The sequence below is a fragment of the Cedecea sp. AS113 genome (assembly GCF_037152415.1).
Lineage (GTDB): Bacteria > Pseudomonadota > Gammaproteobacteria > Enterobacterales > Enterobacteriaceae > Cedecea.
The window spans coordinates 19,772-40,647 of sequence record NZ_JBBCMI010000010.1 but is presented as its reverse complement, the minus strand read 5'-3'; the positions used below and the strand labels follow the sequence as shown (position 1 = coordinate 40,647).

Annotated in this window: 19 protein-coding genes and 1 tRNA gene; 9 read left to right on the top strand and 11 right to left on the bottom strand. The window is 57.7% G+C overall.

Features of this window, described 5'->3' with window-relative positions; genetic code table 11:
* Nucleotides 1-4: 4 nt before the first annotated feature.
* From WFN87_RS13555 to WFN87_RS13545, 3 genes are all read right to left on the bottom strand, one after another.
* Nucleotides 5-283, bottom strand: coding sequence for a hypothetical protein (locus WFN87_RS13555; protein ID WP_154187416.1), 279 nt, complete (start codon nucleotides 281-283; stop codon nucleotides 5-7).
* Nucleotides 284-394: 111 nt separating this feature from the next.
* Nucleotides 395-1,177 carry a metallophosphoesterase family protein gene (locus tag WFN87_RS13550; protein ID WP_336983192.1) on the bottom strand — a complete coding sequence of 261 codons (783 nt, stop codon included), beginning with the start codon at nucleotides 1,175-1,177 and terminating at the stop codon, nucleotides 395-397.
* Entirely contained in the window at nucleotides 1,167-2,714 is a 1,548-nt protein-coding gene (locus WFN87_RS13545) for an MFS transporter (RefSeq protein WP_336983191.1), read from the bottom strand. Before WFN87_RS13545 ends, WFN87_RS13550 begins: the two co-directional genes overlap by 11 nt.
* A 114-nt stretch (nucleotides 2,715-2,828) precedes the next feature.
* Between WFN87_RS13545 and WFN87_RS13540 the strand changes: the two genes are divergently transcribed.
* From WFN87_RS13540 to idnR, 7 genes are all read left to right on the top strand, one after another.
* Nucleotides 2,829-3,722 carry a LysR family transcriptional regulator gene (locus WFN87_RS13540; RefSeq protein WP_336983190.1) on the top strand — a complete coding sequence of 298 codons (894 nt, stop codon included), beginning with the start codon at nucleotides 2,829-2,831 and terminating at the stop codon, nucleotides 3,720-3,722.
* An 85-nt stretch (nucleotides 3,723-3,807) separates the two neighbouring features.
* On the top strand, nucleotides 3,808-4,419 hold the full coding sequence (locus WFN87_RS13535) for a hypothetical protein (RefSeq protein ID WP_039288852.1): 612 nt from the start codon (nucleotides 3,808-3,810) through the stop codon (nucleotides 4,417-4,419).
* A gap of 187 nt (nucleotides 4,420-4,606) precedes the next feature.
* Nucleotides 4,607-5,287 carry an HAD-IA family hydrolase gene (locus tag WFN87_RS13530; RefSeq protein ID WP_336983189.1) on the top strand — a complete coding sequence of 227 codons (681 nt, stop codon included), beginning with the start codon at nucleotides 4,607-4,609 and terminating at the stop codon, nucleotides 5,285-5,287.
* A 419-nt stretch (nucleotides 5,288-5,706) separates the two neighbouring features.
* The gene (idnD, locus tag WFN87_RS13525) at nucleotides 5,707-6,738 is read left to right on the top strand and encodes an L-idonate 5-dehydrogenase (RefSeq protein WP_336983188.1); all 1,032 of its coding nucleotides are present in this window, start codon (nucleotides 5,707-5,709) and stop codon (nucleotides 6,736-6,738) included.
* A gap of 24 nt (nucleotides 6,739-6,762) precedes the next feature.
* Nucleotides 6,763-7,527 (top strand): gluconate 5-dehydrogenase, encoded by a 765-nt coding sequence (gene idnO / locus WFN87_RS13520; protein WP_008458735.1) that lies wholly within the window; start codon nucleotides 6,763-6,765, stop codon nucleotides 7,525-7,527.
* A 194-nt stretch (nucleotides 7,528-7,721) separates the two neighbouring features.
* The gene (locus WFN87_RS13515; protein ID WP_336983187.1) at nucleotides 7,722-9,041 is read left to right on the top strand and encodes a gluconate:H+ symporter; all 1,320 of its coding nucleotides are present in this window, start codon (nucleotides 7,722-7,724) and stop codon (nucleotides 9,039-9,041) included.
* Nucleotides 9,042-9,106: 65 nt separating this feature from the next.
* Nucleotides 9,107-10,105 (top strand): DNA-binding transcriptional regulator IdnR, encoded by a 999-nt coding sequence (gene idnR / locus WFN87_RS13510; RefSeq protein WP_336983186.1) that lies wholly within the window; start codon nucleotides 9,107-9,109, stop codon nucleotides 10,103-10,105.
* A gap of 421 nt (nucleotides 10,106-10,526) precedes the next feature.
* Here the strand turns inward: idnR and WFN87_RS13505 are convergent.
* The 3 genes from WFN87_RS13505 to WFN87_RS13495 form a co-directional block, all read right to left on the bottom strand.
* Nucleotides 10,527-10,621: transfer RNA gene (locus WFN87_RS13505), tRNA-Sec, on the bottom strand.
* 128 nt (nucleotides 10,622-10,749) lie between these two features.
* Entirely contained in the window at nucleotides 10,750-11,664 is a 915-nt protein-coding gene (locus WFN87_RS13500) for an alpha/beta hydrolase fold domain-containing protein (protein ID WP_166994783.1), read from the bottom strand.
* 83 nt (nucleotides 11,665-11,747) lie between these two features.
* Entirely contained in the window at nucleotides 11,748-12,083 is a 336-nt protein-coding gene (locus WFN87_RS13495; RefSeq protein WP_336983185.1) for a nuclear transport factor 2 family protein, read from the bottom strand.
* Nucleotides 12,084-12,285: 202 nt separating this feature from the next.
* Here WFN87_RS13495 and WFN87_RS13490 point away from each other — a divergent pair, with 202 nt between their 5' ends.
* Nucleotides 12,286-12,507: a YgdI/YgdR family lipoprotein gene (locus WFN87_RS13490; RefSeq protein WP_166994781.1), complete on the top strand. Its 222-nt coding sequence runs from the start codon at nucleotides 12,286-12,288 to the stop codon at nucleotides 12,505-12,507.
* Between the two features lie 51 nt (nucleotides 12,508-12,558).
* On the opposite strand, the gene fdhE is transcribed toward WFN87_RS13490, so the two are convergent.
* From fdhE to fdnG, 4 genes are read right to left on the bottom strand one after another with little or no spacing between them, the layout of a single operon-like run.
* Nucleotides 12,559-13,488, bottom strand: coding sequence for a formate dehydrogenase accessory protein FdhE (fdhE, locus tag WFN87_RS13485; RefSeq protein ID WP_336983184.1), 930 nt, complete (start codon nucleotides 13,486-13,488; stop codon nucleotides 12,559-12,561).
* Nucleotides 13,485-14,120, bottom strand: a complete 636-nt coding sequence (gene fdoI, locus WFN87_RS13480) for a formate dehydrogenase cytochrome b556 subunit (RefSeq protein ID WP_008458721.1) — start codon at nucleotides 14,118-14,120, stop codon at nucleotides 13,485-13,487. Before fdoI ends, fdhE begins: the two co-directional genes overlap by 4 nt.
* Nucleotides 14,117-15,019 (bottom strand): formate dehydrogenase subunit beta, encoded by a 903-nt coding sequence (fdxH, locus tag WFN87_RS13475; protein WP_336983183.1) that lies wholly within the window; start codon nucleotides 15,017-15,019, stop codon nucleotides 14,117-14,119. The genes fdoI and fdxH overlap by 4 nt, the downstream gene beginning before the upstream one ends.
* 12 nt (nucleotides 15,020-15,031) lie before the next feature.
* Nucleotides 15,032-18,082: a formate dehydrogenase-N subunit alpha gene (fdnG, locus tag WFN87_RS13470; protein WP_336983181.1), complete on the bottom strand. Its 3,051-nt coding sequence runs from the start codon at nucleotides 18,080-18,082 to the stop codon at nucleotides 15,032-15,034.
* Between the two features lie 179 nt (nucleotides 18,083-18,261).
* Here fdnG and fdhD point away from each other — a divergent pair, with 179 nt between their 5' ends.
* The gene (gene fdhD, locus WFN87_RS13465; protein WP_336983179.1) at nucleotides 18,262-19,086 is read left to right on the top strand and encodes a formate dehydrogenase accessory sulfurtransferase FdhD; all 825 of its coding nucleotides are present in this window, start codon (nucleotides 18,262-18,264) and stop codon (nucleotides 19,084-19,086) included.
* A 162-nt stretch (nucleotides 19,087-19,248) separates the two neighbouring features.
* Here the strand turns inward: fdhD and exaC are convergent, their stop codons facing one another.
* A complete protein-coding gene (exaC, locus tag WFN87_RS13460) occupies nucleotides 19,249-20,787 on the bottom strand; it encodes an acetaldehyde dehydrogenase ExaC (RefSeq protein ID WP_336983177.1) in 1,539 nt (512 codons plus the stop codon).
* Nucleotides 20,788-20,876 lie beyond the last annotated feature (89 nt).

Below are 20,876 nucleotides of genomic sequence, written 5' to 3'. Positions count from 1 at the left end.
CCGTTTAGAAATGTACTGGCTGGCCGAAACCGTCGCCGCTGTCGGTACTGTTATCCCTGCGGCCCCTGGCTTCCAGCTGGTCGGCACGGATGCGGTCCCGGATGTCCTGGCGCTGTTCCGGCGTCAGGTAGCGGCTGTTGTAGTAGGGATCGGGCCATGGCGAGCGCATAAAGCTGTCATCCAGCCGCTGCCTGTCCTGGCGGTCCATCCCTGAATTGTCCGATGACGAACAGGCGGCCAGCAGCAGCGGAGCCAGCAGAACGAGTGCATATTTAGAGGCCATTTTTCTTCCTGAAGCGGCAAGCAATGAAAGTGAGGCAGTATCGCGCATCAACATAGTGATGGCTTTATCTGTCGCCAATATTGCACAGCTTATCACGAAATAGTGAGCCGCTCAGAACGCCGACAGCGCCCGCGAACAGGCCATGCCGTGTTGGTACAGCTCCTCCGCATAAAAGTCAGGCACCGGGCTGTCTTTAATCGCCTGAGCCACGGCGGCGACATCATAATTTACCGTTTGAACCGCCAGTTTTAGCTTCCCGTGACGGTAACTGCCCATTAGCCAGGTGGCCTGCGGCTCGCCGGGTTTTATTCGCCCGACCGCGCCGGTGTTGGCGACGGTAAACCTGCGGCCATCGCTGCGGACCAGCTCGCGAATATCCGCGTAGTGTGTATGCCCGGAAATCATCACATCGAACTGATGGGCGGTTTGCCACTTCATCAGTTGGCTGCACGAGAACTGGCGATGCACATACTCGGAGAGCGAATCCGGGCTGGCGTGAACCAGCAGAATTCTGAGCGGCCCGGCATGAAACGCTCTCGACCGGGGCAGGGCGCTGAGCCAGCGGCGGTTCTCCTCCGTCAGCGTGCGTTTGCTCAAGGTAATCGCCTGTTCACGGGCTTGTTGTTCATGGACGGAGTGCTTAGCCAGCGGCGTGACCGGCTCGTCGATTGCTACGCGGCGGTCGTGGTTGCCCATCACCACCGGAATGTTGCGGCTGCGAATCAGATTTATCACTTCGTTGGGCCATGGCGCGAAATCAACCAGATCGCCCAGGCACCAGATTTGCTTGATGTGGTGACGGTCAATGTCCTGCAAAACGGCCTCAAGTGCCGGCAAATTGGCGTGAACATCGCTGAAAAGTGCAAAACGGAAATCAACATCTTTAGCGTTCATTGGGCTGACTCCCGGCGCGATCCCGCACGGTGAAAACGACAACCAGAGCAATGAAGAAAGCGAACAGCGCGGCGCAAACCAGCATCAGCGAGAAGCCGCAGGCGTAGCTGTGGCGGATCAGCGAGCTTAGCGTCTGAGCCTGTTTCTCCGGCCACAGTGCAAGGGCGCGTTGCACATCTCCGGCCACAACCTGAGTAATAAAATCATCCCGTACCGGCAGGTTGCTAGCCTGTATCGTTGAGGTCAGCACGTGACGCGTATGCCCGGCCAGAATGGCCCCCAGCAGCGCAAAACCTTGCAGAATGCCGGAGAAGCGCGCCGTGGTGCTGATCCCCGAAGCCATGCCCGCCCTTTCGTGAGGCACGGTGCCCATAATTGCCTTCTGCGTTTCGCCGTTAAGAATACCGCCGCCGCTGCCCAGCACGGCCATACCGGTGATAACCAGCCAGGGCCACTGCGCCAGCACGCCGCCAGCGATAATCAGGTTGCCGACGCCAACCAGCCCTAATCCGGCGGCTAAGATCCAGCGGGCAGCCATGCGCTGTGCCATCCAGCGAGCCACCATCGGGAAGAACAGCATGGCGAGCGCGAACGGCAGCATACCCACCCCGGACGCCAGGGCGGTTTTCCCCTCGACGTTTTGCAGCATCAGCGGCAGCAGTGAGGTCATTACCTGCGCCGTAGCCGCATAGGTAAACATGGACAGCACTGCGCCAATAAACGGCAGCGAGCGGAACAGGCGGAGATCGAGCATTGGCTGGGCTTTGTAACGTTCGACCAGCGCAAAGAACAGAAAGAACCACGCCGAAGCGATAAAGCGCCCCATCACTTCGGGACTGCTCCAGCCGTGCTCCGGGGCGAGGATCAGCGCCCAGGTGAGAGAAAACATGGCGGCGATAAACAGCGAAATGCCGTGTACATCCGGCTTACCGGCGGCAGGATTGCGGGACTCTTCGATGGTGCGCAGCACCGCCATCGCCAGCAGCAGGCAGATGGGGATGTTGATGTAGAACGCCCAGCGCCAGCCGAAATAGGCGCTGATGATGCCGCCGGCCAAAGGCGCAAGCACCATGGTGATGCCCATCATGCCGCCCCATATGGCCCACGCCCGGCCCCGTGCCTGAGGTTCGCGGAAGGTATGGCCGATGATCGCCAGCGCGGGTGCCAGCAAGAACGCCGAGCCTACGCCCTGCAGTGCGCGGGCAATATTCAGCATCAGGATGGTGGTGGCCGCTCCGCAGGCAAGGGACGCCAGGGCAAACAGGGCGATACCGAATAAAAAAATCCGCCGTCTGCCGAAGCGGTCCGCCAGCGAACCGGCGGGCAGCAAAAGGGAAGAGAAGCACAGCACGTAGGCGCCGATCACCCACTCCATATACTCCATATCGGCAAACGTGGCGTCCAGCCCGCGGGCGATGGTCGGCAACACGACGCCAACGATATTTGTGTCGATGACCGTCATCGCGCAGCCCATGGAAGCAACCAGCAGCACGGTGGTGTCGTTTTTGGCCACGGGCGCGGCCAGCACAGTAGACATAAAAGCTCCGAAAACGCGGGAAGAACACGCCTTAAGCTTCGCGATCCGGGGCGCGGTATTCAATTTTCACGTTCGGCATTATTATTAGTTAATATCTAATAATCAGGAGTAAACATGGAGCTTCGCCATCTGCGTTATTTTCTCGAAGTTGCCCGAACGCTCCATTTTGGCGCGGCGGCGGAAACGCTGAACATCTCCACGCCGACGCTGTCGGTGCAAATCAGTCAGCTTGAGCGGGAGTTTGGCACTCCGCTCTTTTTACGCACCAAAAGGCGCGTACAGCTCACCCAGGCCGGGGAGATTTTCCGCGAAGAAGCCGAAGCCACTCTGCGGCAGGCTGAGCTGACGCGTGAGCGTGTGCTTAGCGCTGCACGCGGCGAGCAGGGCTACATTCGCGTCGGCTACGTGGCGTCTTCGCTTTGGTCGGGGACGCTTAGCTCGGTGATGGGGGCGTTTCGGGGGAGATATCCGGATATCTCGCTTGGTGCGCGAGAAGTGCTGATGGACAGCATGGCGGCGGCGCTGGTGGAGGGCAAAATCGACGTTGGGTTTGTGCGCGCCCCGGTCGCGCTGCCGTCAGAAGTCGGGCACCTGTTGGTGCAAAGCGACTGTTTTTGCCTGGCGCTCCCCGCTTGCCATCGTCTGGCTTCCGGCACGGAAGCTATCGACCCTGCCGCTCTGGCCGGGGAAAGCTTTATTCTGCCGGAGCAGACATCCGGCTCTCATGAAGTCGCCCGCCGCGGGGGATTTGTGCTCAACGATGCCATCCGCTCCAGCACGCTGACCGAAGTGCTGGCGCATATCGCGCTGGGCAACGGCATCGCGGTTATCCCGGAGATCATGGCGAAAACCATCGGCGTGCCGGACGTGGTCTATCGCCCGATTGCCGGGGCAGAAATCCCTTCGGCTATCTGGATGCTGTACCGCAAGCGGGAGCGCACGCCGCTGATTAAACGCCTTATTCGCTTCGCAAAAGAGCACGTTTCGGGTCTGTCTGGAAACGTTTGAACACACTCTTTCACCCCCGGGATTCATTTGGCGGTTACGCTTGATCCAGAGCAGTTCTTAACCTGACCTGAACCCTGGAGAAAGCATGATCAAGCCTCGTTTGTTTATCCCGGCCCTAAGCCTCCTGCTGCTGAGCGTTGGCGCTGCGGCGGCGGACAATGTCATCACCCCGGTGCGCGGCACTATTGATGCGGTCAATGATTCCTCGCTGCAAATCACCACCCGTCAGGGGGAAAAGCTTTCCGTTGGCCTGACGGACAAAACCCGAATCAACGGCGTGAGCGAAGCGAAGATGAGCGACATCAAGCCCGACAGCTTCATCGGCACCGCCGCCGTGCCGCAGGCGGACGGCACGCTGAAGGCGCTGGAAGTGCACGTTTTTGCCCCGAGCCTGCGCGGTTCCGGGGAAGGGTTTAATCCGTTTGAGTCCGCCAACGGCCAGGTGAACACCATGACTAACGGCACCGTCGGCACCCTCGTGAACAGCCACGGACGCACGATGACGGTGAAATTCCACGGCCAGCAGAAAACCGTGCAGGTGCCGGACGACGTGCCGGTGGTGCTGATTAGCCCTGCCGACAAATCCGTGCTGAAGCCGGGCGCGAAAGTGGTGCTGTTCGCTACCAAAGACGACAAAGGCCAGGCCGTCGCGCGCGGAATTTCCGCCGGGGTTAACGGGCTGACGCCGCCGATGTAATTTGTGGTGATTATCAGAAAAGTGGCGACATCTATACAGAGGACCTGTCAGTAAGCTTTACAGGTTGAATCATTGATCTGTATTTCCCTTCTCCCTTTTAGGGAGAAGGTGGTTGCCCAGGTGAACAATAAATAACGCCCATGTATGATGCTCCGCAGACCATCAGACTCCTGTGGAGAGCACGTCATTGACAGCACAAACGGGCGATATACTTTTTAACGGCCAGCGCTTTTCGGCCTTCTTCTTTGATATGGACGGCACCATTCTGACCTCCATTCGCGTGGCAGAACGCGTCTGGGGTGAGTGGGCCGTGCGTCACGGCATCGATCCGGTAGCTTTCCTGCCCACCATTCACGGCGTGCGCGCGGTGGAGACGATTGCCCGCCAGAATCTACCGGGCGTGGATGCCGAAGCCGAAGCACAGCGGATTACCGAAGCTGAAATCGCCGATGTGGATGGCGTGGAAGCCATCGGCGGCGCGCGAGAGTTTTTGCAGGCGCTGCCGATGGATCGCTGGGCCATTGTTACTTCCGCCCCAAAAGCGCTGGCGCTGCGCCGCATTCAGGCCGCCGGTTTGCCTGAACCCAAAGTCATTATTGCGGCGGAAGACGTCGGTCACGGTAAACCCGCCCCGGAGGGCTACCTGCTGGCGGCGGAAAAATTGGGCGTAAACGCGGCCGACTGCCTGGTGTTTGAGGATGCCCTGGCGGGTGTACAAGCCGGTGAAGCGGCAGGCGCAAAAATCTTTGTCATTTCCGGCACCAACGCTCACCACGCCGGGGAGCTCTCTCGTTATACCGGCGCGGAAAATTACGATGCCCTGCGAGTTGAGGCCGACGGCTCGGGTATTCTCTTGCAGCTAAGCTAATTATTCAGACTCTCTTTTTTGGCAGAGCCTATTCAAGGTGATTAACAGATTCCCGGCCGATGAGTGCCGGGTTATCTCTTTCATTCTCATGGGTAATTAAAAATATTACTCTACTTTGTAAATAAATAATTCATGCTTTTCATGATGGGTTATATTTGATTTGCAGAACGTTCATGTATTTTTATTTTAAATGTTTTTGATGTTTTTTATTTATTTACCAGAATTCTCAGAAGCTATTTTTTTATTTTCTGGATTACATCGCCCCATCCCTGGCGCCAACCGCTAAGAACTAAAAGGTGCGTCACGTTATGCGTAACATCCTTCTGTAACAGCCTTTAAGTGTGATTTTCATCACAATTATGGGCAGGTAAAAGCCTTTAAATAGCGCTGCGTTTTACCCGCTGACTATTGAGGCATTGATGAAAATTAACACTGAATCCTGTGTGATCTCAGGCAAGCAAACCGTTTCCGTTAGCCATCAGGAAATTGAGTGGAATAATAAAGGGACGTTGCTGAAGATTTTCCGGGGAGGCATTTGCGGGTCCGATTTGCATTATTATCAGGAAGGGAAGGTCGGCAACTTTGCCGTAAAAGCCCCAATGATTTTAGGCCATGAAGTTATTGGCACGGTAGTGCATACCGATTCTCCTGAATTACATGAAGGGCAGACGGTCGCTATTAATCCATCCAAACCTTGTGGCCATTGTAAATATTGCCTTAGCCAGGAAGAAAATCAATGCACAACCATGCGCTTCTTCGGCAGCGCAATGTACTTCCCACACGTTGACGGCGGTTTTACCCGCTTTAAAACCGTCGACAGCGCGCAGTGCGTTCCCTATCCCGCTGAAGCGGATGAAAAAGTGATGGTGTTTGCCGAGCCGCTGGCGGTGGCCATCCACGCCGCGCACGAGGCGGGAGATCTGCAGGGCAAGCGCGTGTTTATCTCCGGCGTAGGGCCGATTGGCTGCCTGATCGCCAGCGCGGTAAAAACGCTGGGAGCGGCAGAAATTGTCTGCGCCGATGTCAGCCCGCGCTCGCTTTCGCTGGCCGCGCAGATGGGCGCCGACACGCTGGTGAACCCGCTGCACGACAGACTGGACGGCTGGAAAGAGGAAAAAGGCTACTTCGATATCAGCTTTGAAGCCTCCGGTCACCCTTCGTCAGTAACCACCTGCCTGGAAGTGACCCGCGCCAAAGGCACCATGGTGCAGGTAGGAATGGGCGGCGCAGTGCCGGAATTCCCCATGATGATGCTCATCGCCAAAGAGATTTCGCTGAAAGGCTCTTTCCGCTTCACCACGGAGTTCAATACGGCCGTTTCCTGGCTGGCTAACAAGGTGATTAACCCGCTGCCGTTGCTGAGCGCAGAGTATGCCTTTACCGACCTGGAGCAGGCGCTGATCTTTGCCGGGGATAAAACCCAGGCCGCGAAAGTCCAGCTGGTTTTCTGAGGCCTGTTAATAAGGATTAAGGCAATGAACGATCTTTTTTCACTGAAAGGCAAGAACATCCTGATTACCGGCTCTGCGCAGGGGCTCGGGTACCTGATGGCTACCGGGCTGGGTCAGTACGGGGCGCAGATTGTTGTCAACGCCAGCACGCCAGCTAAGGTCGAGGCTGCGGTGCAAAAGCTGCGGGACGAAGGGATCCGCGCCGTGGGCGCCCCGTTCGACGTGACGCAGAAACAAGATGTCGATGCGGCTGTGGAGCGCATTGAGCAGGAAGTGGGCCCGATTGATGTGCTGGTGAACAACGCCGGAATTCAGCGCCGCCATCCTTTTACCGAGTTCCCCGAGCAGGACTGGAATGATGTGATTGCGGTGAACCAGACCGGCGTTTTCCTGGTTTCGCAGGCGGTGACCCGCCGGATGGTGGCGCGCCAGGCCGGGAAGGTGATCAATATCTGCTCCATGCAGAGTGAGCTGGGGCGCGACACGATCACGCCTTACGCCGCCTCGAAAGGCGCGGTGAAGATGCTGACCCGGGGCATGTGCGTTGAGCTGGCCCGCCACAACATTCAGGTCAACGGCATCGCCCCCGGCTACTTCAAAACGGAAATGACTCAGGCGCTGGTGAATGACGAAGCGTTCAGCGGCTGGCTGTGCAAACGGACGCCCGCCGCACGCTGGGGTGATCCGCAGGAGCTGATTGGCGCCGCGGTGTTCCTCTCTTCAAAAGCTTCAGATTTCGTTAACGGGCACCTGTTGTTTGTTGATGGCGGCATGCTGGCCGCCGTTTAACGGCGCGAGTGCCTGCCGAAAAGTGAAGGCGGGTAGACCGAATAAAAGGTGGAGAGCATGGGCCTTCTCTCGCCGCAGAAAGCTGAAAATCAAGCGATTGGTTTTCAGCTTTTTTAAACGCGCTGACTGCCCGACCTGACCACTAACCTGCAGCGCTTCGCGCTGCTTTTTTTGCACTGATAAGAGATAAGCGTATGCCATTACTTATTATTGCCGCAGGCGTCGCCCTGCTGCTGGTCCTGATGATCGGTTTTAAAGTGAACGGCTTTATCGCGCTGGTTCTGGTGGCGGCGGTGGTTGGGTTTGCGGAGGGAATGGATCCCCAGGCGATTCTGCACTCCATTCAAAACGGGATTGGCGGCACCCTCGGCGGGCTGGCGATGATCCTTGGCTTTGGGGCGATGCTCGGGAAGCTGATTTCGGATACCGGGGCGGCGCAGCGCATCGCCACTACCCTGATCGAGGCCTTCGGCGCGAAGCGCGTACAGTGGGCGCTGATGATTGCCGGGCTGGTGGTTGGGATGGCGATGTTCTTTGAGGTCGGCTTTGTGCTGCTTTTGCCGCTGGTGTTCACCGTTGTCGCCTCGTCCGGCCTGCCGCTGCTGTATGTGGGGGTACCGATGGTGGCCGCGCTGTCGGTCACGCACTGCTTCCTGCCGCCGCACCCGGGGCCGACCGCGATTGCCACCATGTATAACGCCAATCTCGGTACCACCCTGCTATACGGGCTGATTATCAGCCTGCCGACGATTATCGTTGCCGGACCGCTGTTCTCCCGTTTGTTAACCCGGTTTGAAAAGCAGCCGCCGGAAGGTCTGTTCAGCTCGCGGGTGTTCAGCGAGGCGGAAATGCCTTCGTTCTGGAACAGCCTGCTGGTGTCCATCACCCCCGTGCTGCTGATGGCCATTGCCGCGCTTTGTAACGTGGTGCTGCCTGAAAAAAGTGGGCTCAGATCTTTCCTCGACTTTATTGGTAACCCGGCGGTCGCGCTGTTTATTGCCCTGACTATCGCCATCTTTACCCTCGGCTGGCGCAAAGGGCGAAGCATGGAGCAGGTGATGAACATCGCCGGGGACTCTATCGGCGCTATCGCGATGATCGTGTTTATCATCGCCGGTGGCGGCGCCTTTAAGCAGGTGCTGGTCGACAGCGGCGTAGGGCAGTACATCGCGCACCTGATGAACGGTGCGCCGCTCTCGCCGCTGCTGATGTGCTGGACGGTGGCGGCACTGCTGCGTATTGCGCTGGGTTCGGCGACCGTCGCGGCGATCACTACCGCAGGCGTGGTGCTGCCTATCATCAGCGTGACCCACGCCGACCCGGCCCTGATGGTGCTGGCGACCGGGGCGGGGAGCGTGATCGCCTCTCACGTTAACGATCCGGGATTCTGGCTGTTTAAGGGCTACTTTAACCTCAGCGTGGGGGAAACGCTGCGTACCTGGACCGTGATGGAAACGCTGATCTCAGTCATGGGGCTGCTGGGCGTATTGACGATAAATGCCGTTTTGCATTAAATCGTTGTATGACTCGCCGACAGGCCACCGGGTGCGCGCGCTGCGCCCCGGTATTGAGAGGGCCGATGAGAAACCACCGCATTTCTTTGCAGGATATCGCCACGCTGGCTGGCGTGACGAAGATGACCGTCAGCCGCTACATCCGTTCGCCTAAAAAGGTTGCAAAAGAAACCGGGCTGCGTATCGCCCGAATCATGGAAGAGATTGATTACGTGCCCAATCGTGCCCCCGGTATGCTGCTGAATGCCCGCAGCTATACGCTGGGAGTGCTGATTCCTTCTTTTCAAAACCAGCTCTTCGCCGACATTCTCGCCGGCATTGAGTCCGTCACGTCCGGGCAGAATTACCAGACCCTGATCGCCAACTATAACTACAACCGCGAGTCGGAAGAGGAGTCGGTGATTAACCTGCTCTCCTACAACATCGACGGCATTATTCTCTGCGAGAAGTACCACACCTTCCGCACCGTGAAGTTTTTGCGGTCCGCTGCCATCCCGGTTGTGGAACTGATGGATATTCAGGGCGACCGGCTGGATATGGAAGTGGGGTTTGATAACCGCCAGGCCGCGTTAGACATGGTTGGCACCATGCTGGACAAGCGGCAGCGGCGCAGGATCGTCTACCTCGGTTCAAAAGATGACGTGCGCGATGAGCAGCGCTTTCGCGGCTACTGCGAGGCGATGACGCTGCGCGGGCTGGAGCCCCAGCGCATCAACCCGAAAGCCATTTCATCCATCCATCTCGGCATGCAGCTGATGCGCGACGCAATGGCGACTTACCCCGACCTGGACGGCGTGTTCTGCACGAACGACGATATCGCGATGGGCGCCCTGCTGTTCTGCCGCGAGCGGGGCCTGCTTGTCCCGGAACAGATCTCGATCGCCGGTTTTCACGGGCTTGAGATGGGGCGCCAGATGATCCCCAGCCTGGCGAGCGTGATCACCCCCCGCTTCGACATTGGCCGGGTGGCGGCCAGAATGCTGCTGGATAAGATCGGCAATGAAGACCTGAACCACAACACCATTGATTTGGGCTACCAGATTTATCACGGGCAGACGCTGTGAGCGGGTTTTGTGAGGCAGGCGCCAGGAAGGGAACACGGCGTTGATGACGCCGCGTATTTTTCCCCTCTCCCTTTTAGGAAGAGGGTCGGGTGAGGGGCTAGTGAATATTATTTCCGGACTGGCTATCGATCGTTGCCAGACCTGAATCTGCGCGGACAAAGCGGGGCGCTTGCAGGCTGTCGATCAGAAGATTAAACATCGGGATTAACAGAGAGCTGCAATATTTCCGTACCTGAAAGTGGCCAGCATCATCTATGGATGTATAAGATTTGTATCGCGCTGAAAGTTAATAAGGATTATTACGAATTTTTGGAATGTTGCATGAAGTAGATGGCACGCTAAAACATTAATGTGCTTTGGTGGAAATATTTTAATATTCTCAACCAATTATTTTATTTAGATGTTTTTGATATTTTAAACTTGGCGGAAAGTCACAGGAGTCGAACCTGCCCGGCGCCGCTGGCGGCACCAACTGGAGTTGAAGTCCAGCCGCCTCACCGGAGACGACGACCTTCCGCGCCTGCATTGCTACATGGAGGCGGGCGCAGTATACCGGGTTTCATGCTACTGCCCAATGGGTCATTAAGAATATATCCTGCGCCTAAAGTGAAATTATTTGCTAAATCAGTCTAACGACCTGGGAATCACTCCGTTGACGCGGTTCGCCAGGCTATGTCTCTTATGGCCTCTCTCGCTGTCTGGCTAATGCCGCCCAGCTGAAAGAAACCGTGGATCACGCCCAGATAGCGCTGGCAGCTTGCCGTAACACCTTGTTCTATAAGCTGGGAATAAAGTAATTCGCCCTCATCGCGCAGGGGATCGTATTCGGCGGTGAGAATATGCACCGGTGGCAGCCCGGCAAAATCTTCGCGCCACAGCGGGCTGGCTTCCGGATGCATCACATCCGTTCCAGGGAAATAAGCTTCAAAGCCGCTGAGCAGCGTGTCGCGGGTGATAATGTAGTCTTCGCCGTTCTGCTGGTAGCTTGGCTGCTGAGCGCTGGCGTCGAGCATCGGATAAATCAGCATCAGGCTAGCCGGGAGCCATTCCTTGGCGGCTTTCAGACGCAGTGCGGTTACCAGGGCGATATGCCCACCCGCGCTGTCTCCGGCAAGCGTGATACGCTCACTATCGACGCCTAAATTCATGGCGTGGTGCCTGATTAATATGGCAGCACGTTCGGCATCATCATGGGCGGCAGGGTAAGTGTGTTCTGGGGCCAGGCGATACTGCGCGGCAATGACCCGGCATCCGCCGTGAAAAGCTAACTGGCGGAGCTGATTATCGTGAGTGGCAAACCCGCCGCTGACAAAGCAGCCGCCGTGATAATAAATCACCGTCGGCAGTGTTCCACTGGCGTCGAGTGGGGAAACGACCCGTAACGGCATTCCCTCCAGTGAAATATCTTCCACCTGGACTCTGGTTTCCGTTTCACCGGCCAGCACGGTACTGGCGATATAGCCTGCCCGCCGTTCGGCAAAACTTTGCTGGCGGGAAGAGGGGCGACCGGCGGCAATAAAGTCATTCACCAGTCGGGCAATAGCGGGTTCGAGGGCCATAATACGTCCTTTTACTGGATGAATATCCATATCCTATGCCGACAAACTGGCCAGGTAAACCCATCATTTATGGCGGGCAGGGTTCAGCCAAAAAAGAACCATGCCGTTTTTATCAGCCCATTTTCCACTTCGAAAACGGCCATGCTTTCAATCGGTTCATCGCTCAGGCCGTGGATCTTCTCGTGGTCGAACACCTTGTTGCCCATTGCGGTGCGGGAAATGATTTCTGCTCGCAGGGCCGGGTTATTGAAGCGGTGCTCTTTATAGAAGGCATACAGGGCATCGCGTCCTGCCAGAGAAGGAGTCACGGCCGGCGGGCGGTAAGCGGTGAAATCTTCGCTAAAGCAGGCTGTAAAGGCGTCGAGATCGTGGGCGTTGTACGCCTCGAACTGGCGTATGACGGGGTCTGTGACTGACATAAAAGTATCCTGATAAGAGAAACTGGCGGGCTGCCAAAATATTGTTGTGTGCCCGGACAGCGTCTCTTGCCCGATGGAAAATGTCCAACGAAAGGAATGGTGCCGTGGCTAAACCCTGTCTCTCTTCGCAATACACATTAACAACCGGTTGCATTTCATCCCGTTACAATCCTGTGTCTAAAACAATAAAGGGTTGGCAAAAATGAAAAAACTTTTCGGGATGATGTTGGTTGGCGTGGTGGCGTTCTCGGTTGTGGCCTGCTCCAGCAGCTACGTAATGGCGACCAAAAACGGGGAAATGATCGTCACCAAAGGTAAACCAGAGGTGGATAAGCAAACCGGACTGACGCGCTACTATGACGCGCAGGGCGTGGAGCATCAGATCCAAAACGATCAAATTACCCAGCTGATTAAGCGCGGCTGATCGTTAGAAAAGAAAACTACCGGCCAGCGCAAGCTGGCCGGTAGGGCAGTTTTATTCCCCTTCGCCAGGGAATAAGAACGGGTTGATGCTGCTGCGGGCGAAGCCTTCCTGCTCCATGCGGGCGTCAAGCACCAGCGAGGCCAGATCGTCGGCAACGGCTTCCACTTTCGGGTCCTTTTCCTGATAGAGAATTTTCAGGTAGGTGCCGCAGTCGCCGCAGCTTTCGGCTTTGATCGCCGCCTGTTCGCTGTCCAGCGACCAGTAGTTTAAGTCGCGGGTCTGCTCGCAGTTGCTGCACTTCACGCGCACCACGTGCCATTCGGTTTCGCATAGATTGCAATGCAAATAACGTAGGCCGTTAGTGGTGCCGATGTGCACCATGCTGGAAACCGGAATCGAGCCGCAAACCGGGCAGAACTGGCGCTGTTCGCCATATTCGGCTTTGGCTTTGCCGGGGATAAGCGTCGCCATTTGCGCCCAGTAGAGCGACAGCGCAGCCCAGATAAACGGTGCCTTGTCGCTGCTGACGAGCGCGAAGTCGGCGTTGAATAGCGCGGTGGCCATCTCTTCCAGCTCCTGGGAAGACGCCTTTTCAAGATTTTCAATCACCGCTAACGCCGGGCCGTCCATCTCAGGCTTCAGCTCGGCAATCAGCGACTGCAGCAGGCGCTGCCAGTGCGTGTCGCGCGGCAGGACGTGAATATCCAGCGGCGGCTTGCCGGTTTTAGCTGCTTCGGCAATCAGGGCGGTTAAATCCATCTCCAGGGGGTGGTCGTACAGCACCACTTCCTGCGCGTGGGCAATCAGCGCGGCAAAGCGCAGATAGTCGCCCAGCGGGTTGCTGGCAGCCAGCTCGCGCAGGCGTTCAGCACGGCGGTTGTAGAGATTTTTGAGCCTGGGGAATAATAACGGCGGAATCACTTCCGCCGTGCGTTTCTCGCTCTTCTCCAGCTGATCTTGCGGGATTATGCGAATACTCATTCAGATGACTTTTCCTGTTTCCGGCGGACTTCGCGATACCATTTCGGGTGATGTTTCTTCGCCCACGTCGTGGTAACCCAGCCCTCCACCATCGCGGTGATGGTGCCTTTTACCCAAAGGGCGGCGTAAATATGCACCATGATAACCACAATTAACGCTACCGCGGCAAATGAATGCAGCATTAACGCAAATCGAATAACCGGAATTGGGAAGGCTGGCGCAAAGTAAGGACGCCAGATAATCACGCCGCTCGCCAGCAACAGCACCAGGAAAATAATCGCCGCCCAGAACACGCATTTCTGGCCGAAGTTATAGCGCCCGGTGTCTCCCACTTCCTCGTTGACGACGATCTTACGAATATTCTTCGCCCAAAAGATATCATCCCGATTGATTAGGTTGTGGTGCCAGTAACGGAAAAACATGATGATGAAGGAGGCGAACATCACCACCCCAACAAACGGGTGGAGGATGCGCGCCAGCTGCGGCGTGCCGAGAATGCCCATCAGCCAGTTGAAGGACGGGAAGAAAAAGCCCAGTCCGCTCACCGCCGCCAGCACGAAGCAGAAGGCGGTGATCCAGTGGTTGATGCGCTCCGGCGCGCTATAGCGCTGAATGGTCGGTTGCTTTTTCATTTACGCACCTCGTCGTCGTCATGGTGCAGATTATCGTCCTCTTCATCGGCACGGTTCGGGCCGACCCCAACGTAGTGGAAGACGCTGGCGGCGAAGGTTGCCGCAAAGCCGATGGCGGCCAGCGGTTTCCAGACGCCTTTCCAGAACTTCACGGTTGGGCTGATGGACGGGTTCTCCGGCAGGCCGTGATACAGCGTCGGCTTGTCCGCATGGTGCAGCACGTACATCACGTGCGTCCCGCCAACGCCTGCCGGATCGTACAAACCTGCGTTGTTATAACCACGGGTTTTCAGTTCCGCCACGCGCTCGCCGGCGAGGGTCTTCATATCCTCTTTCGAGCCGAAATGAATCGCCCCGGTCGGACAGGTTTTCACGCATGCAGGCTCCTGGCCCACGGTGACGCGGTCTACGCACAGGGTGCATTTGTAGACGCGGTTGTCCTCCGGGTTCAGGCGCGGCACGTCGAACGGGCAGCCCGCAATGCAATAGCCGCAGCCGATGCACTGTTCGGACTGGAAGTCGACGATGCCGTTGGCATACTGAATAATCGCCCCTTCCGATGGGCACGCCTTCAGGCAGCCCGGATCCGCGCAGTGCATACAGCCGTCTTTGCGGATCAGCCATTCCAGTTTGTCGTTCTGCTCCACTTCTGAGAAGCGCATCACCGTCCAGGATTTGGCGGTCAGGTCCGCCGGGTTGTCGTACACCCCGACGTTATGCCCCACTTCATCACGGATGTCGTTCCACTCCGAGCACGCCACCTGGCAGGCCTTACAGCCGATGCAGGTGGTGACGTCGATAAGCTTGGCGACCTCTTGCTGGTGATCCCGCGCCTGAGGCGCGGGCGTGAAGCCGTTAGTGGCGGAACGACGGATAATGTCCTGAGATTGATAAGCCATAATTCGTCTCCGTTACACCTTTTCCACGTTGACCAGGAACGCCTTGAACTCTGGCGTTTGCGTGTTGGCATCCCCGACAAACGGCGTCAGGGTGTTGGCGATAAAGCCTTTCTTCGCCACGCCCTCGTAACCCCAGTGAATCGGGATCCCGATGGTATCTACCTTCTGACCATGAACGTCCAGCGTGCGGATACGCTTGGTCACCACCGCTTTGGCCTTGATGTAGCCGCGGTTGGAGGAGACCTTCACCGTGTCGCCGTGGACGATGCCGAGCTTGTTGGCCAGCTTCTCGCCAATCTCGACAAACTGCTCCGGCTGCGCGATGGCGTTGAGCAGCGCGTGCTTGGTCCAGTAGTGGAAGTGCTCCGTCAGACGATAGGTGGTGCCGACATACGGGAACTTGTCGTGCGTGCCCATCGCTTCCAGGTCATCTTTAAACACGCGTGCCGCCGGGTTGGAGACCACGTTCGGGTGCAGCGGGTTGGTGCCCAGCGGCGTTTCAAACGGCTCGTAGTGTTCCGGGAACGGCCCTTCTGCCATCTTGTCGAGGGCAAACAGGCGACCCAGCCCTTCCGGCTGCATGATAAACGGCCCGACGCCGCTGTCCGGCGCGGCTGTGCTGTAGTCCGGCACGTCGATGCCGCCCCATTTCGCGCCATCCCAGGAGATCAGGCGGCGTTTTTCATCCCACGGTTTACCCGACGGATCGGCGGAAGCACGGTTATAAAGAATGCGGCGGTTAAGCGGCCACGCCCATGCCCAGCCGAGCGTGTTGCCCAGGCCTGACGGGTCGGCGTTGTCGCGGCGTGCCATCTGGTTGCCGTCCGGTGTCCAGCTCCCGGCGAAGATCCAACAGCCGCTGGACGTTGTCCCGTCGTCGCGCAGCTGAGCAAAGGAGCTGAGCTGCTGCCCTTTTTTCACCAGCACCGCGCCGGTGGCCGGGTCAATCAGGTCTGCCAGCGCCTTGCCGTTGCTTTCCATGGCTACTTCTTCCGGCGCCGGGTTATCCGGGGTCAGGTACTGCCAGGTCATGTTCAGCACCTGCTCAGGCACTTTGCCGCCGTCGCGCTCGTACATGCGGCGCAGGCGGGTGAAGATGCCGGAGAGGATTTCGCCGTCGTTCAGCGCTTCCCCTGGCGCATCTGCCCCCTTCCAGTGCCACTGCAGCCAGCGCCCGGAGTTGACGATGGAGCCGTTCTCTTCCGCGAAGCAGGTGGATGGCAGGCGGAACACCTCGGTCTGGATTTGCGACGGATCAACGTCGTTCATCTCGCCGTGGTTCTGCCAGAAGTTGGAGGTTTCAGTGTTCAGCGGGTCAATGGTGACCAGGAACTTCAGCTTCGACAGCGAGGCCACGACCTTGTTCTTGTTAGGGAACGAGGCCACCGGGTTAAAGCCCTGGCACAGATAGCCGTTGACCTTGCCCTGGCTCATCATCTCGAAGTACTGCAGCACGTCGTAGCCTTTGTCCCACTTCGGCAACCAGTCGTAGCCCCAGCTGTTTTCTTTCGTCGCTTTGTCGCCAAAGAAGGCTTTCATCATCGAGACGAAGAATTTCGGGTAGTTGCCCCAGTAGTTCACCTGGCCTTTCAGCAGCGGTTTCGGCGTGTTGGCCGCCAGATAGCTGTCGATATCCACCTGTTTTTCGCTGGGCAGGTTCATGTAACCCGGCAGGCTGGTGGAAAGCAGGCCGAGGTCGGTCAGACCCTGAATATTGGAGTGACCACGCAGGGCGTTAACGCCGCCGCCCGCCATCCCCATGTTGCCGAGCAGCAACTGGATCATCGCCATGGTGCGGATGTTCTGCGCGCCGATGGAGTGCTGTGTCCAGCCCAGGGCGTACAGGAACGATGCGGTTTTGTCCGCCACGCTGGTTTCGGCGATGTACTCGCACACCTTCAGGAAGTCTTCCTTTGGCGTACCGCAGATGCTGGTGACCACATCCGGCGTGTAGCGGGAAATATGCTCTTTCAGCAGGTTCCACACGCAGCGCGGGTGCTGAAGCGTCAGATCGCGTTTGGCGAAGCCTTCTTCATCCAGCTCGTAGTTCCAGGTGGTTTTGTCGTACTTGCGGTTTGCCGCGTCGTAGCCGGTGAACAGGCCGTCGTCGAAGCCGAAGTCCTCACGCACAATCAGGTTGGCGTTGGTGTAAGACTCGACGTATTCGCGATTGAATTTGTTGTTGTTTATCAGGTACAGCAGGACGCCCGACAGGAATGCAATGTCGGTCCCGGAACGGATAGGCGTGTAGAAATCCGCCACCGAAGCGGTTCGCGTAAAGCGAGGATCGATCACAATCAGCTTCGCGCCGTTGTGAATTTTGGCTTCCATCGCCCAGCGGAATCCCACCGGATGCGCTTCTGCCGCGTTCCCACCCATTACCACGATGAGGTTGGCGTTTTTGATATCAACCCAGTGGTTGGTCATCGCACCGCGACCAAATGTTGGAGCAAGACTTGCTACCGTTGGTCCGTGTCAGACACGCGCCTGGTTATCCACGGCAAGCATGCCGAGGGCGCGGGAAAATTTCTGGGTTAAATAGCCGGTTTCGTTGCTGGACGCGGAGGCGCACAGCATCCCCGTGGAGAGCCAGCGGTTGACTGTGGTGCCCTGATCGTTCTTTTCGATGAAGTTGGCGTCGCGGTCTTCTTTCATCAGCTTCGCGATGCGGTTAAAGGCATCGTCCCAACTGATTGGCTGCCATTTATCGGAGCCTGGCGCGCGGTAAGAAGGCGTTTTCAGGCGGCTTTCGGAGTGGATGAAGTCCACCAGACCGGCCCCTTTCGGGCACAGCGCGCCGCGGTTTACCGGGTGGTCCGGGTCACCTTCGATATGAAAAATTGAGGCTTTTGCGTTTTTTGCGCCGTCGCCGAGGCTATACATCAATAGCCCACAGCCCACGGAGCAGTATGTGCAGGTGTTACGGGTTTCACGGGTGCGCAGCAGCTTGTACTGCCGGGTTTCCGCTAGCGCAGCGCCGGGGGCAAAACCCAGTGCTGCTGCCGTGGTGCCTGCCATACCGCCAGCGCAGATCTTAAAGAACTGCCTTCTGCTGACCTGCATGGATCGCTCCTTACATTTCGACATTTCACATTGCTTAGGATTTATTTTGCGGGGTAACCCGCAAAGGTTCACAATTAGAACCAGTATAGATTTTGATGGCTTTCTTCCCTTCATCCGGAAGGGGTATTAAGTAGAATACCACAATGGTCCTGAGGGTGTTCTCGAATGGTTAAAACTAAGTGAACAAATTTCGCTACTCTGAAAAAGAAACCGTGGCGCAGATCGCAGGTGCCAGCACCGTTGAGCTTTGGCACCGGGGCAATCTCTCCGTGGCAGAAACCGACTGGCTGGCGGAGGAAGTGCCCGTGGCGCTGGTTTACAACGGCATTTCACACGTTGTAATGATGGCATCGCCTAAAGACCTCGAAGCGTTTGCCCTCGGGTTTTCGCTGTCCGAAGGCATCATTGAAAGCCCTGCGGAGATTTATGGGATGGATGTGTCGCCGTCCTGCAACGGTATTGAAGTGCAAATTGAGCTGTCCAGCCGCCGCTTTATGGGGCTGAAAGAGCGCCGGCGAGCGCTGGCCGGGCGAACCGGCTGCGGCGTTTGCGGCGTCGAGCAGTTAAACGACATTGGCCGCCCGGTTCCGCCGCTGCCGTTTACCCAGACTTTTGCCCTGGAAAACCTGGATGCGGCGCTGAAAAAAATGCGTGACTACCAGCCCGTCGGCGAGCTGACCGGCTGTACCCATGCGGCACTTTGGCTAGATCCAGAGGGCCACATCCTCGACGGAAGGGAAGATATTGGCCGCCACGTAGCGCTGGATAAAATGCTCGGCGTTCGCAGCCGTAACCCGTGGCACAACGGCGCTGCGCTGGTGTCGAGCCGGGCTAGCTATGAAATGGTGCAGAAGGCCGCGATGTGCGGCATTGAAATCCTGTTCGCAGTGTCTGCGGCGACCTCATTAGCGGTTGAAGTTGCGCAGCGGACAAATCTCACGCTGGTGGGCTTTAACCGGCCTGGGCGGGCAACGGTTTATACGCATCCTGAGCGGCTCCGCTAGGTTTTCCCCTCACCCCGGCCCTCTCCCCAAAGGGGAGAGGGAGGAAAGAAGTTAAAGGTGGAGCAATCCTCTCCCCAAACGAGCCAGGAGAAAATATCTAACAGGCAACGCTAACTCGTCCCCTCTCCCTGCCAGGGAGAGGGTTAGGGTGAGGGTCAATCCTCAGAACAGGCCCAGCGGCTTATCGGAATAGCTCACCAGCAGGCACTTCGTCTGCTGATAATGCTCCAGCATCATCTTATGGGTTTCGCGCCCAATCCCGGACTGTTTGTAGCCCCCGAACGCCGCGTGCGCCGGGTAGGCGTGATAACAGTTGGTCCACACGCGCCCGGCCTGAATGCCGCGCCCCATTTTATACGCCAGGCTGCCGTTGCGGCTCCACACGCCCGCGCCCAGGCCGTATTCGGTGTCGTTCGCCAGTTCCAGCGCCTCTTCCACGGTTTTAAACGTAGTGACGGCAAGCACCGGCCCGAAAATTTCTTCCTGGAACACACGCATGTTGTTTTTACCGAACAGGATGGTGGGCTCAAGGTAGTAGCCCGCCTGCAGGTCGCCCGTCAGCGCTTTTCTGCGCCCGCCAGTAAGTACATCCGCGCCTTCTTTCTTGCCGATGTCGATGTAGTTGAGGATGGTTTCCATCTGCCCCTGAGACACCTGCGCGCCCATCTGGGTGCGGCTGTCCAGCGGGTTGCCGGAGCGAATGGCTTCTACGCGGCGGATCGCGCGTTCAATGAAACGTTCGTAGATGGACTCCTGCACCAGCGCGCGGCTCGGGCAGGTGCAGACCTCGCCCTGGTTGAAGGCGAACAGCGCAAAGCCTTCCAGCGCCTTGTCGAAGAAGGCGTCTTCCTCTTCCATTACGTCGGCGAAGAAGATGTTCGGGGATTTGCCGCCCAGCTCCAGCGTGACCGGGATAATGTTCTGGGTGGCGTACTGCATGATCTGCTGGCCGACTTCGGTGGAGCCGGTAAACGCCACTTTAGCGATGCGTTTGGATGTCGCCAGGTATTCACCAATTTCGCCGCCCGCGCCGTTGACCACGTTAACCACGCCCGGCGGCAGCAGGTCGCCAACCAGCTCCATTAGCAGCAGCACGGAGAGCGGGGTCAGCCGCGCGGGCTTCAGTACGATGCAGTTGCCCGCCGCCAGCGCCGGGGCCATTTTCCAGCTCGCCATCAGCAGTGGGAAGTTCCACGGGATAATCTGCGCCACCACGCCCAGCGGTTCGTGGAAGTGATAGGCCACGGTGTCTTTATCCACCTCGCTGATGCCGCCTTCCTGGGCACGAATGCAGGAGGCGAAGTAGCGAAAGTGGTCGATAGCCAGCGGCACGTCGGCGGCGCTGGTTTCGCGAATCGGTTTGCCGTTGTCCCAGGTTTCCGCCGTCGCCAGCAGCTCAATGTTTTGCTCCATGCGGTCGGCAATTTTTAGCAGGATAGTCGCGCGCTCCTGCACGGACATCTGCCCCCAGCCCTTTTTAGCCGCGTAGGCAGCATCCAGCGCCAGGTCGATGTCGGCCTTGCCGGAGCTGGCGATTTCGCACAGCGGCTGGCCGGTTACCGGGGTGAGGTTTGCATAGTACTGGCCGCCAACCGGGGCAACCCACTGGCCGCCGATGTAGTTGTCGTAACGGGGTTTAAGTTTGAGCGGGAAACCATACTCGCCGGGAATAATACGGGTATCGGGAGGATTATTTGTCATGGCCGTCTCCTTGTGATGGTTCATTCACAAGGGTAGTTCGGGCTGTCTGTTTCTTCGCCATTTCGCGTCGGCTTTACGACATGCTTCAC